Annotated in this window: 14 protein-coding genes and 1 pseudogene; 6 read left to right on the plus strand and 9 right to left on the minus strand. The window is 39.1% G+C overall.

Annotated features, from left to right (window positions below; genetic code table 11):
- Positions 1-249 precede the first annotated feature (249 nt).
- Genes ACPPVU_RS03510 through ACPPVU_RS03530 form a run of 5 tightly spaced genes read right to left on the minus strand, consistent with a single transcriptional unit; the run spans position 250 to position 5,158 of the window.
- On the minus strand, positions 250-1,269 hold the full coding sequence (locus ACPPVU_RS03510) for an asparaginase (RefSeq protein ID WP_426670314.1): 1,020 nt from the start codon (positions 1,267-1,269) through the stop codon (positions 250-252).
- A gap of 46 nt (positions 1,270-1,315) precedes the next feature.
- Positions 1,316-2,083, minus strand: coding sequence for a TatD family hydrolase (locus ACPPVU_RS03515; RefSeq protein ID WP_426670315.1), 768 nt, complete (start codon positions 2,081-2,083; stop codon positions 1,316-1,318).
- 41 nt (positions 2,084-2,124) lie between these two features.
- Positions 2,125-3,096, minus strand: coding sequence for an FKBP-type peptidyl-prolyl cis-trans isomerase (locus ACPPVU_RS03520; RefSeq protein WP_426670316.1), 972 nt, complete (start codon positions 3,094-3,096; stop codon positions 2,125-2,127).
- 55 nt (positions 3,097-3,151) lie between these two features.
- Positions 3,152-4,147, minus strand: a complete 996-nt coding sequence (locus tag ACPPVU_RS03525) for an FKBP-type peptidyl-prolyl cis-trans isomerase (protein ID WP_426670317.1) — start codon at positions 4,145-4,147, stop codon at positions 3,152-3,154.
- Entirely contained in the window at positions 4,148-5,158 is a 1,011-nt protein-coding gene (locus ACPPVU_RS03530; protein ID WP_426670318.1) for a DHH family phosphoesterase, read from the minus strand.
- Between the two features lie 124 nt (positions 5,159-5,282).
- Here ACPPVU_RS03530 and ACPPVU_RS03535 point away from each other — a divergent pair, with 124 nt between their 5' ends.
- Positions 5,283-5,702, plus strand: a complete 420-nt coding sequence (locus ACPPVU_RS03535) for a nucleoside-diphosphate kinase (protein ID WP_426670319.1) — start codon at positions 5,283-5,285, stop codon at positions 5,700-5,702.
- 365 nt (positions 5,703-6,067) lie between these two features.
- Here ACPPVU_RS03535 and ACPPVU_RS03540 read toward each other — a convergent pair whose 3' ends face one another.
- On the minus strand, positions 6,068-6,358 hold the full coding sequence (locus ACPPVU_RS03540) for a DUF721 domain-containing protein (protein ID WP_426670320.1): 291 nt from the start codon (positions 6,356-6,358) through the stop codon (positions 6,068-6,070).
- The gene (recF, locus tag ACPPVU_RS03545) at positions 6,351-7,451 is read right to left on the minus strand and encodes a DNA replication/repair protein RecF (protein ID WP_426670321.1); all 1,101 of its coding nucleotides are present in this window, start codon (positions 7,449-7,451) and stop codon (positions 6,351-6,353) included. Before recF ends, ACPPVU_RS03540 begins: the two co-directional genes overlap by 8 nt.
- A gap of 253 nt (positions 7,452-7,704) precedes the next feature.
- On the opposite strand from recF, the gene ACPPVU_RS03550 reads away from it, so the two are divergent.
- From ACPPVU_RS03550 to ACPPVU_RS03570, 5 genes are all read left to right on the plus strand, one after another.
- A complete protein-coding gene (locus tag ACPPVU_RS03550) occupies positions 7,705-8,382 on the plus strand; it encodes a tetratricopeptide repeat protein (protein WP_426670322.1) in 678 nt (225 codons plus the stop codon).
- Between the two features lie 110 nt (positions 8,383-8,492).
- A complete protein-coding gene (ribH, locus tag ACPPVU_RS03555; protein ID WP_426670323.1) occupies positions 8,493-8,987 on the plus strand; it encodes a 6,7-dimethyl-8-ribityllumazine synthase in 495 nt (164 codons plus the stop codon).
- Between the two features lie 227 nt (positions 8,988-9,214).
- A complete protein-coding gene (gene ytxJ, locus ACPPVU_RS03560) occupies positions 9,215-9,544 on the plus strand; it encodes a bacillithiol system redox-active protein YtxJ (RefSeq protein WP_426670324.1) in 330 nt (109 codons plus the stop codon).
- Positions 9,545-9,608: 64 nt separating this feature from the next.
- A complete protein-coding gene (gene lipA, locus ACPPVU_RS03565) occupies positions 9,609-10,487 on the plus strand; it encodes a lipoyl synthase (RefSeq protein WP_426670325.1) in 879 nt (292 codons plus the stop codon).
- Positions 10,488-10,563: 76 nt separating this feature from the next.
- Positions 10,564-10,773, plus strand: coding sequence for an anti-sigma factor (locus ACPPVU_RS03570; protein ID WP_426670326.1), 210 nt, complete (start codon positions 10,564-10,566; stop codon positions 10,771-10,773).
- 302 nt (positions 10,774-11,075) lie between these two features.
- Here the strand turns inward: ACPPVU_RS03570 and ACPPVU_RS03575 are convergent.
- Both ACPPVU_RS03575 and ACPPVU_RS03580 read right to left on the minus strand, forming a co-directional pair.
- A pseudogene (locus ACPPVU_RS03575) lies at positions 11,076-12,497 on the minus strand (NAD(P)H-hydrate dehydratase); the annotation flags it as partial.
- Between the two features lie 57 nt (positions 12,498-12,554).
- Positions 12,555-13,127 carry a hypothetical protein gene (locus ACPPVU_RS03580; RefSeq protein WP_426670327.1) on the minus strand — a complete coding sequence of 191 codons (573 nt, stop codon included), beginning with the start codon at positions 13,125-13,127 and terminating at the stop codon, positions 12,555-12,557.
- Positions 13,128-13,138 lie beyond the last annotated feature (11 nt).

Genomic DNA, 13,138 nt, shown 5'->3' on the forward strand with positions numbered 1-13,138 from the left:
TAAAATCTAATCTAAAACAAATTAATTATAAAAACAACCCGTTTTTACACCCATATTTTAAATCGTTTTCCTATAAAGAAAATTTTATTCTATTGGATAAAGGAAGTCACACTTATTGGAAGCATCCTGTCTATAATCCTGCTGTTTTTTCTTTGTTGATGATAGCGTAATAGGTTACTGCCATAATTAACAGCGGATATATCCGTAAGGTGGTCGCAAACATTTCGTTTGTGCTTCTGGAAGCTTATATTACGATACCGTCAACTCACCCCGAAGATCAGTTTCCAGCAACTCTTTGATCATTAACGGCTCACGGTATTGACCCAACAGATACATCATTTTGGTGATGGCGGCCTCATAAGTCATATCATAGCCATTAGCTATGCCCATGTCTTTTAATTCCTTACTGGTTTCGTATCGTCCCAGTTCAACTGTACCTACTTTACATTGCGAAATATCCAGTATTACTTTACCGCTGTTGATGGCATTTTTAAGCATACCGGTAAACCAGGCATCTGTAGTTGTATTGCCTGCACCAAATGTTTCCATTACTATACCGCGTACATCGGAATTGAGGATAGTTTCAACAACTTTCGGACTAATACCCGGATATAATTTTAACACTGCAACATCACTTACCAGGTCGCGGTGTACGATAAAAGGTGCATCTAATGGTTGTCTTATATCATTGATGCTGAATTTTAAATGCACACCCGATTCGGCAAGTATTGGATAATTAGGCGAACGGAAAGCCTCAAATTTTGAAGAGTTATATTTAAACGCCCGGTTACCTCTGAACAATTTATAATCAAAATAGATACAAACCTCTGGCACGCGCGCGCGGTCATGCTTTTTAGCTTTAGCTATTTCAATCGCCGTCATCAGGTTTTCCTTGGCATCGGTACGTATGGCGCTGATCGGCAATTGTGAACCGGTGAAGATGACAGGCTTGCCCAGATTCTCCAGCATAAAGCTTAATGCCGAAGCAGTAAATGCCATCGTATCCGAACCATGAAGTATCACAAAACCATCAACATTATCATAGTTTTCTTTGATCAGATGGGCCAGCTCACTCCAAATCTCGGGGTTCATATTGGATGAGTCGATGATCTGCTCAAAAGAATGAACCATGATCTTGCAGTTCAACTTTTCCAGTTCAGGAACATTCTCCATGATCTGTTCAAAGTTGATCGGTTTGAGCACTTTTGTTTTGGGGTCGCTCATCATACCAATTGTCCCTCCGGTATAGATGATCAGTATTTGACTCATGGATCAGGTTGTTATGCTAAATAATAAATGTAAATATAAAAATGGTTCACACACCAAAAACAATTTTCGAATTTTCTGTGGTGATGGCTGCTACATTTTCCACGCTTGTCTGGTGCAGATCGGCCACCTTTTCAGCAACGTATAATAAATACGAGCTTTCATTCTTTTTGCCACGGTATGGAACTGGCGTAAGATAAGGAGAATCTGTTTCTAAAACTATGTGCTTCAGGTCAATTTGCTGTACAATTTTGTCGAGCCCGGAATTTTTATAGGTCACCACGCCGCCAATTCCAAGGTAAAAGCCAAGTTCGATCACTTTTTGTGCCTGTTCCAATGTACCGGTAAAGCAATGGAAAATACCGCGAAGATCTTCATCCTGTTCTTCTAACAACACCTTGTAAACTTCTTCAAATGCATCTCGGCAATGGATCACGATAGGCAACTTTAGTTTTTTTGCCCAGTTGATCTGGGTCTTAAAAGCTTTTACCTGGTTGTCTAAAGTGGTTTTATCCCAATACAGGTCTATGCCTATTTCTCCAATGGCGTATATTTTATGTTGAGGTATGGCAGCATTGATGGTATTCAACTCATCCTGCCAATTTTCCTTTACATCGCAGGGATGCAAACCAAGCATGGCAAAACAATACTGCGGGTACACCTTTACCTGGCTCATCACCAATTCAATTGAGGCCGAATCAACGTTTGGTAAAAACAAACGGCTGATACCATTGTCCAGGCAGCGCTGCATCAGCTCTTCCCGCTTTATCGGATCGGTCTCGTAATATTGATGGGTATGTGTGTCCGTAAGTAGCATGTTGCAAAATTAAAAAGCCCCCGGATTATCGGGGGCTTTATTTAACTTTTCTTTTTCGCTGCGGTCGTCTTATGCTTAACCGGGGTTTTTGTAACCGGTTTAGCCGGAGCATGTTTTATCGGTTTAATTTTCACCAGTTCCACATCAAACACCAATGTGCTGTATGATGGAATGTCTGCACCGGCACCTTCGGCGCCATAACCTAAGTTAGATGGAATAATAAACTCCGCTTTCGAACCCTCGTTCAGCAAAAGCAAGCCTTCATCCCAGCCTTTTATAACTGCGCTTGTACCAACAATAACCTGTAAGGGTTCATAGTTGCGTCCCGGCTGGTTTAATCCTGCTTTTTGCGCATCTGCCTGAACACTTGAATCGAAAACTTTTCCATCAATTGTTTTACCTGTATAATTAACAAGCAAAGTATCACCAGTTAAAGGCTTATGTTTAACCGATGGCTGTGTAATAAAATACTTCAGGCCTGATGGCGTAGTTTTCACAACAAGTTTATTATCCGCAATATATTTATCCCTTGCAGGAATTTCCTCAGCCTTAATTTTTGCTAAGCCTGCGTTTCTTTCAGCCATCGCCTCTTGTAATGATTGTATCTTTTCAATCTTTACAGTAAACAGCAGATTACATCCTTTTGGTAAAAATGGTGGCCTTTGATCTTCATGATCTTTAAAAATCGAATCAGTTGGAACCTTTACTAAAGCGCTATCTTTTTCAGCCAATAAGGGCAATACATCCATCAAATCTCCCGCGTTCTCACAAGCTTGCACCTGTATTTTTAAAGGGTGGCCCATTGTATAACTGCTAAAAAGAACCGAGTCCTTTTCCGTCTTTTGCACCACATTAAATGTGATCACATCATTCAGTTTAATTTTGGCACCGGTGTTGGCAGTAAGTATTTTTACAAGGTTGCCTTTAGCTGTATGCACATAATTGTCCTGGGCATTTGCTTGTATACCAGTACCTAAGTACAATAAAGCAATTAAAACAAGTTTTTTCATCATCTATATTAAAATAAAAAGCCCCCGGTTTTATAACCGGGGGACCTTAACAGATCAATTATTTTTTAGCCTGCTGCTGCTTAGCTTGTTCCTGCAATTGTTGCAATGTCATCTGAGCCGGAGGTACAATTTTCTTAGCGTTCGGATCAGGGTGAATAATGCTTACCAGTTCCACATCAAATACTAATGGTGTAAATGGAGGTATGATCTGGTATCCTTGTTCGCCATAAGCTAAATTTGATGGGATAACGAACGTAGCTTTAGAACCTTTGTTTAAAAGCATTAAGCCTTCGTCCCAGCCCGGTATAACACCTTTTACACCAACCGGAATGCGAATAGCTTTGTATTGCTGCATAGGGTTGAATGTTTTATTTTTTTGTGCGATATCCTTAACGTTGGTTTCAAAAATTTTACCGGTAAGATATTTGGCAGTATAAAATACTTCAGCAGTATCACCAACAGCTGGTTTATCACCCACGCCTGGTTTTGTGATGGTATAGAATAAGCCTGAAGCAGTGGTAGTACCAACTATTTTATTATCGTCGATATATTTTTTAATTTTTACGGGCTCTTGCTTTTTCATTATGTCAGTTTGCACTTTCATGTAAGCCTGAATACGGCTGTTAAATGCAGTATCGGTCATTGTGCCCTTAGGAATAACCTTTTCAACCTTAATGGTATATACTATATATTTACCCTTAATAGGAGGCCTGCGTGTGCCTTTTTTGTAGATTGAATCAATCTCAGTCTTTATAGTAGCGCTATCACCTTCAGCTAATAACTTTACCCCGGCAAAAATATCGCCTGTAGTTTGTGGCTTCTGTAATAGTGTTAAAATAGGACGTCCCTGCTCGTAAGTGCTCATCAATACCGAGTCACCATCAGTTTTTGCTATCAGGTTAAGGCTTATAAAGTCGCCCTCCTTAACTTTAGCACCACCCTTATCAGCATGGATATCATATAACAATCCGCCATTGCCTTTTTTAAATCCGCCATTGCAGCTTGCTAATCCTAGTGCTGCAAAAGCTAAAAACATCAAGTTTTTCTTCATCATTTATTGTATTAATAGTTTTTTATATTCGGGTAAAATTAGTTTAAATTGATTGATGACCTCATCAAGACTATCTGTTGATGTGCCACCAGCCGCGTTACGGTGACCACCACCGTTAAAATATTTTTTGCAAATTTCGTTGGCCGGAAACTCTCCCCTTGACCTTAACGAAAGTTTTACCATATCAGTACGTCCTACGATAAAAGCTGCCAAACGGATGCCTGTGATAGATAATGCATAGTTAACTATTCCTTCGGTATCGCCCGTAACAACATCATATTTTTCCAGTTCCTGTTTAGTAACTGATATGATTGCCGTATTAAATTCATGCAGCACTTCCAGCTTTTCGCTTAAACAGTATCCCAAAAAGCGCAGCCTGCTTTCGGATGAGTTACTATAAACCAACTCATGTATGCGCCAGTTAACTGCACCCAGGTCTATCAGGTCAGCAGCTATGCGGTGTACAGCAGATGTTGTATTGGGCAACCTGAACGATGCTGAATCAGTCATGATTCCTGTATACAAACAGGTAGCAACATCTTTATTAATAAGGGCCTTATTGTGCAGTTCATTCACAATAAAATCATATACCAATTGCGCAGTTGCACAAGCATTAATATCCCAGTGCCTGTAATCGTCAAAATCTTCCGGTTCAAGGTGATGATCGATCATGATCTTTACCGCAGAGCTTGCACGAACCAGTTCGCCCAGTTCATTAATGCGGCTCAGGGTGTTAAAATCGAGACAGAAAATCAGTTCAGCCTCAGCTACTATCGCAGCAGCTTCTTCTGTATGGTCTGTATAGATCATCACATCCCCGTTACCGGGCAGCCACGCCAGAAAATCAGGATAATCTGTAGGCGTGATCACTTTTGCATGATGGCCCTGCTGTATCAGGTAGTTATATAAACCCAAAGACGAACCCATCGCATCGCCATCAGGCTTATGATGCGTAGTAATTACTATCTTACGGGGGTGTGCTAAAAGTTTAGTAAGCGCAGCTAAATCCAACATCCATTTAAAAAATAGCTGCAAAGCTAAATAAATAAATTAAATACAAACTATCTAATTATAAAGCTAAAAGCGTTTATTTTATAAAATTTAAAACGCTACTTTTGCGCCAATTTATATAAACACGATGGAAAATAATAAAACTTTCACCATGATTAAGCCTGATGCTGTGGCTAATGGTTATACCGGTGCTATCCTTGATCATATTATAAAAGGTGGTTTTAAAATAACTGCGATGAAATATCTTTGGCTTACTCCAGAAAAAGCCGGCGAATTTTATGCAGTGCATAAGGCTCGTCCTTTTTATAACGACCTGGTATCGTTTATGTCTTCAGGGCCTATTGTTGCTGCTATCTTGGAAAAAGGCAATGCAGTTGAAGATTTCCGCAAGCTGATCGGTGCTACTGATCCTGCTAAAGCTGAACCTGGAACGATCCGTAACCTGTTTGCTAAATCTATAGATGCAAATGCTGTACACGGATCAGATTCAGACGAAAATGCCCAGATAGAAGGCAGTTTCTACTTCTCTTCTTTCGAGAAATTCTAAATTATATACCGGGTATGTAGATTTACTTATGCATACCCGGCATTTATTCCCCTCTCTGCTTGCTTTTTCAATCTTAAAGTAATAGTTTTAGCGCATTGTAAATGTTATAGTTATGCCGTGAGGTTTTTACCTGGCATGATTATTGGCATTATACACGTAACCATTGCCATTCATTATGAAACTGCTAATTAAATGTTTAATCTATTCACTGCTTATTACAGCAATTATTGTTGTTAATTCGCTTTTCTTCCTTCACCATCCGCCCGAAGTGCAGTTGGTATTCATCACTCCTGGAATAATTATATTAGGTTATTCTATAATCAGTGATGATTTAAGGAAAAAATCATTAGCCAGGGCAAGATGGTCTAGAGGAAGATAATCTCTTCCACTAGCACACCCTTAGCTTCGTTATTTATCTTTTCGATAATTTGCGCACGCATTAATAACAGCTCATTCTTTATAACTGACGACTCAATACGCAAAAAGAGTTTTTTATCGTGAATGTATATTTCCTTGGTCCTATTTGCCACTGATTTACCAACCAACTCCGGCCATGAGGCTTTTATACCGGTCTCATCATACTTCCGCTTAATCTTATAAACCTGCAACATTTGCTCAATAGCCTCTTTAAGGCTTTTGTCGTTAGTCCTACCCATCAATTTCTCCTCCTGTTACTTTAAACAATTTCAGATCTACATTTATTCTTTTAAAAATATTTTCAACTTTATCTGCATTGGTATCTGTAATAAATACCTGCCCAAAATCATGGTTCGATACCATTTGCATCAGTTTGGTTACCCGGTTATCATCCAGTTTGTCAAAAATATCATCAAGCAGCAACAATGGCTTAAATCCTTTTTGCTGATATAAAAAACTGTACTGTGCTAATTTAAGCGCTATTAGAAATGATTTTTGCTGCCCTTGCGAACCAAATTTCTTCATTGGCATGCCGTGTATAGCAAACTGCAATTCGTCCTTATGTATACCTATAGTTGTACGTTCTAATATACGATCCTTTTCGGTGCTTTTTTTCAACAGTTCGGGGAAATTATCCCGCAATAACTGGGATTCATAAACCAGTTCTACTTGCTCAGCATCCCCGCTTAAAAATTGATAATGTTTATTAAATATAGGTGTAAAGCTTTCCATAAAATCTTTACGTTTTTCAAACACCAGGTTACCTGATGCAATCAGTTGCTCATCAAACACACTTAACAATTCGGGATCATACCTGCCGGTATCCGCTATGCGTTTTAATAAGGCATTGCGGTTGATCAATACCTTATTATAATTGATGAGTTCGTCGAGGTAACGGTTATCTGTTTGCGATATCACATTATCAATAAACCTGCGGCGTTCTTCACTTCCCTCAATTATGATACTGATATCATATGGTGACACCATTACGAGAGGGAACAAGCCGATATGATCAGCCAAACGCTGGTAATCCTTTTTATTGCGTTTAAATTGTTTTTTCTGATTGCGCTTTACCCCGCATGCGATCGCTTCATTTGCACCATTTTTATTAAATGTGCCATTGATGATAAAAAAGTCGGTACCTTGCTTTATCTGCTGGGTATCTATAGGATTGAAGTAGCTTTTACATAATGATAAATAATGTATGGCATCAAGCAGGTTGGTTTTCCCGGCGCCGTTATTACCTGTAAATACATTAACCCCTTCGCTGAAGGTAAGTTCGGCTTCGGTGTAGTTTTTAAAGTTAATAACAGATAATTGCTGCAGATACATAAGGGTTGTCAAAGGTAGTGATTTTGTTGGGCAGTTATCGGTGATTAGTTAACGGGTGATTAGTTAACTAGGATTGTGAAGGCAATAGCAAACTGCTTTATGTAATACTAATAACTGATCACCGGTTAACTGATTTGCCAATCACTGATTAACTGATAACCAGTCACTAATCACTCTCCAACAAATATTTACATCAACCTATTGTTAACAAACTTGAAAAATGTATTTTTGCAAACTTAATTTTAGAATAGAAATGTCAAAAACCCAAACAAATACCAAGGTCATAGCGAATGATAAGGATTTAGGACAGACCGGTAAATTTGTGCGCGAGAACCAAAAAAGTTTAATTTTTATAGCTGCTGCCATTATCGCAATGGTGATCATTTATTTCGGTTACCAGAAAATGTATCTCGCTCCGCGAGAAGAAAAGGCTGCAAGCCAAATGTATGTTGCGCAAGATTTTTGGGCGAAAAAAGAGTGGGACAAAGCCATAAAAGGTGATGCCGGATATCCTGGTTTCGAAAAGATCATCAGTGATTACAGCAACACTAAAGCTGCTAACCTTGCTTCTTTTTACCTGGGGGTAGCTTACCTTAATAAAGGTGAGTATCGTAAGGCAATTGACAATTTAACCAACTATCGCGGTAGTGATATTATGGTTGCTGCTGAAGCATTAGGAAGCACAGGTGATGCTTATGTTGAATTGAAAGATTATGATAAAGCTTCAACTTACTTCAAAAAAGCTGCTGATAAAACAAACAATAAATTTTTATCACCTATTTATCTGAAGAAGCTTGGCTTAGTTTACGAAGCACAAAACGACTACAAGTCGGCTGATGAAACTTATAAAAAAATAAAATCAGATTATCCTGAAAGCAACGAAGCACAAAGCATGGACGGTTATATTGCCCGTGTTGAAGCCAAGTTGTAAACAGGTGTTGAAGTTGTTAAAGACGTTGTAGAAGTTGCAAAGGTTTAGAAATCTTTTTTTCAACTTGTGCAACATTTACAACCTTTATAACTTTTCAAAAACCACTATCAATGGCTACCCAATTTAAAAATCTGTCCGACTTTTCAAATACCGAAATCCCTTCGGCAGTACCTTACCGGTTTGGGATAGTAGTAGCCGAATGGAATGCCGGAATTACCAATGCCCTTTATGAAGGCGCTTATCAAAGCCTGATCAATCATGGGGCGTTGCCTGATAATATCTTTACCTACGCTGTTCCGGGAAGTTTTGAATTGACATCCGGAGCAGATATGCTGCTAAAAAATCTTCATCTTGATGCTGTAATTTGTTTGGGCTGTGTGATACAGGGAGAAACCAGGCACTTTGATTTTATCTGCAATGCTGTGGCCAATGGAATAAGCAATGTTGCTATAAAATATGCTAAACCAGTTATATTTGGTGTGTTGACAACGGATAACCAGCAACAGGCCGTAGACCGCGCCGGCGGCAAGCATGGCAATAAAGGTGATGAGGCTGCAATTACTGCTATAAAAATGGCTAACTTAGCTGAAACCTTGAATGGATAATTTACGTTAAACAAGTACTTATTCAAATCGATGAAAAAATTAATTTATATAGCAATCATTGCAATAGCATTAGGTACAATTATCACTTCATGCTCAAACAAATTGTGTCCCGCTTATTCTTCTTACCCAAGACATAGTAGATAACAGCCAAAAGTCATTTTTCATCTCTTTTTGGAACTAATCCAGCTCTGCGCTGTATTTTTGTGATTAGTTTATTAATTATTTTTATGAATTGGATATCGTTGGAGTCGGCAGAGCAGCTGAGTGGAATTAAACAAAAAGAGGGTTACAGTATCATTTTTAAACACAGCACCCGCTGTTCTATCAGTTTAATGGCAAAAAGACGCCTTGAACTTGATGGTGATCATTTACCAGAAAATTTACCTGTATATTTTCTCGACCTGATCAAATACAGGGACGTATCCAACCTTGTAGCACAAGATTTCCAGGTGCACCACCAATCACCACAACTATTATTGATTAAAGACGGCGAGTGTATTCTTGACCAGTCTCACGGCGGAATATCTGTTGAAGAGGCGCTGTCTGAACTAAACTAAGAACAGATTCAATAAATTATACCGCCCTTTAGGGGGTTAGGGTGTTTTTAACTATTTTTGTATCATGATCGAATTACCGGTAATACCTGTAAATCAAACCCAACGCAAACCCGATTGGCTGAGAGTAAGGCTCCCGGTTGGAAAAGAATATGCGCATGTACGTGGTTTAGTGGATACACATAAGCTGCATACTATTTGTGAAAGCGGCAATTGCCCCAATATGGGCGAATGCTGGGGAGCCGGTACGGCCACCTTTATGATCCTGGGTAATATTTGTACGCGTTCCTGCTCTTTTTGTGCTGTAGCAACCGGAAGACCATTGGCAGTTGATGTGGATGAGCCAAACCGTGTAGCCGATTCAGTGAAACTGATGCAAGTTAAGCATTGTGTAATTACCTCGGTAGACCGTGATGACCTGAAAGATGGTGGTTCAACCATATGGGCTGAGACGATTAATGCCATACGGAGGGAAAGTCCTGAAACTACATTAGAAACTTTGTTGCCAGATTTCAGGGGCATATGGGAAAATCTTGAACGTGTGCTTGCAGTGCGCCCGGAAGTGGTTTCACATAATCTGGAGACCGTACGCCGTTTAACCCGCGAAGTACGCATACAAGCAAAATATGACCGCAGCCTTGAGTGTTTAAGACATATTTCACAGGCAGGACTTAGAACCAAATCAGGTATTATGCTTGGCTTGGGAGAGACAGAGGAGGATGTGCTGGAAGCAATGCATGATCTTTTGGAAGCCGGTGTACATATATTAACACTGGGACAATACTTACAACCAACACGCAGCCATCACCCGGTTATTGACTGGATTCACCCAGATCAATTTAATCGACTCAAACAATTGGGCTTAGATATGGGTTTCAGATACGTGGAGAGCGGGCCATTAGTACGCTCATCCTATCATGCAGAAAAGCATCTGTTTGAATTCTGATTAATCATTTATCTCTTCACAATCATTGAGTAAGGAGTGAAAAATATCACTATCCGAAGAAGAGCTTGTGCTTGCCTTGAGACGCCGTGAAAAGATTGCGGTGGAAGCATTATATGATATGTATTCCTCTTCCTTATATGATGTGATCGTCCGAATAGTTATTGATACAACTATGAAGGAAATGAAATCAATAGCTTCGGTTGATGCCTTCGCTGTAACGCTTGAACCACGTGGCGGTAGCCTTGGTCCTACCATTGATCAAATGGTAGTGATCGGTAAATTCTGAGATTCAGCTACAAGCTTATTCCGTACTGACTTACTCGTAAGAATTTTTCTTTTAATTGTTAATAATTGTTAAAAAACAATTTAATGGGATACGTTGTTGTAACAAAAGACGCACTAAGAGCGTCTTTTAGTTAGACACAACAAAGAGTATTCGTTCTTTATAAGATCAGTTAATATATTAATTAAAAATGCGGCCTGACAATACTACAGCCGCTTTTTTTATGCCATTAATTTTGCCATTGTAACAGGTAACTGTGCAATGATCCTGCCGGGCAATACTACATGCATGCGATTAGGCAATGCCAATTCATCGCCCGCCTTGCCGTGTATGTAATTGCCGATAATACAGGCGTCTTCTGAAGAGTATTTTTGAGCAAGCAAGGCTGCAATTATTCCTGTTAATACATCACCCATGCCACCACTTGCCATAGCCGCATTGCTGGTAGAGTTAAAATAAAGCTTCCCATCCGGGGTGATAGAAATAGTGTAATCATTCTTTAGCACGATATAAATTTTATGTTCTTCTGCCATATGGATAGCTGTTTGCAGGCGCTGCCACCAGTTTTTATGCGAGCCAAACAAGCGGTCAAACTCTTTTACGTGCGGAGTAATAATGCTGCCTTTAGGAATGTGCTTCCACAATCCAAAATGAACAGCCAGTAAGTTAATTCCATCAGCATCTAGCACAATTGGTTTATCGTACTTCTTTAAAAGGGTCACAAATAGATCCAGCGCATGTTTATCTTGCCCAAATCCGGGCCCTATGGCTACAGCGTTAAACTTTTCCCATTCAATTTCAGGCTGTTCCTTTTCTTTTCTTACAATGGCCATTATCTCAGGATGATAACTATTTAGCGCGGTAAGTCCGCTTTGCGGAATACAAGCAGTGGTTAACCCTGCCCCTGCATATGCACATGCTGATGAACAGAGCAAGGCTGCGCCCATTGTTTCGGGCTGACCGGCAATAATTAATGCATGGCCATAAGTACCCTTATTACTAAAACGGGTACGATGCTTTAGTTTTTTTCGGATATCCTTCTCCTCCACCAATTGATAAGGAGAGTTTAACGACCTGATAAAGCTTTCATTGATACCGATATTCACTGCCTCCCAACAATGAATATGAGATCCCGATTCCGGTAGTAGAAAATTAATCTTGGGTTGCTGAAATGTTATCACCAGGTCGGCTTTCAAGACCGCGGCATCGGGACTGGTTTCCCCTTCACTAAAAAATCCCGTAGGTATATCAACAGCAACAACTGTTTTGTGTAACTCATTAAGATAATTTACCAGCCTCGTATAATCCCCGTCCAATTGCTTGTTTAAGCCTGTACCTAATAATGCATCAATAATAATACTACTATCTTCTCCGGGCAGATCGTCGCCCGGCTTGATTTCCAGTATGCTGATCCCGGAAGGGATCAAACGATGCAGATTAGTATTAAAATCGTCTGAAGATCTTGTAGAGAAAGAAGCTATTTTAACATTTACGTTTTGATACTGATGTTCTTTTAACATCCGGGCTATAGCCAATCCATCGCCACCATTATTACCAGTGCCGCAATAAATAGATATGCTTTGTTTTTTTTCAGGAAAATGATTGATAAACCAGCCAACAAAGGCTTTGGAGGCACGCTCCATCAAATCGATGGATGCAATAGGTTCATGCGCTATGGTGTAACTATCCGCTTCGCGGATCTGTGACGAAATAAGCAGAGGCAGCATAATCTATAAAGATAGGAATTGTGCGATTTGTTTCTCTTTATATTTAATATTTGAGGCTTAGAAAGTCAATTTCCAATAATCTTTTCGTGCTTTTATAAATATTGTGTTTGTATTGAACCAATAAACATAATCAGGATTAATGCCATCTTTCATAGTGAATAAATATTCTGTTTTGAAACTGCCATTAATAAGCTTCCCGACCTGAATTTTTTGTTTTGTATCTGTTCCTGAACCTTCGAGACAAACAATATCAGTACCATTATTACTAAAAATAGGTTTTCCAACAAGAGTGTCAATTCTTGCGGTTTTTTTATTTATAAGGTAATATTCTTCTGTATTTGGTTCAAGTTCATGAATTAATATTAGTAGGGGGGTATTTAGTTCACCAACGTATTTGTACTCTTTGAATTCGCCGTCATCTTTAAGGACGACATCTTTAACATCGGTCTTGATACGTATTACACCGTTATGTTTAATTTGAACGTTAGCTTTTTTAATAAAATTAAAATATGCTTGATGATGGGCAAATTCTACATGGCCAATTTTTATACAGCTTTTATATTTATTTTTTTGAAGATATGAGCTTATTGACATCACGCTCAACAAGATAAGTAAAGATATTACTTTCATATTATGCTAGT

The organism is Mucilaginibacter sp. McL0603, from assembly GCF_049992945.1.
GTDB lineage: Bacteria > Bacteroidota > Bacteroidia > Sphingobacteriales > Sphingobacteriaceae > Mucilaginibacter.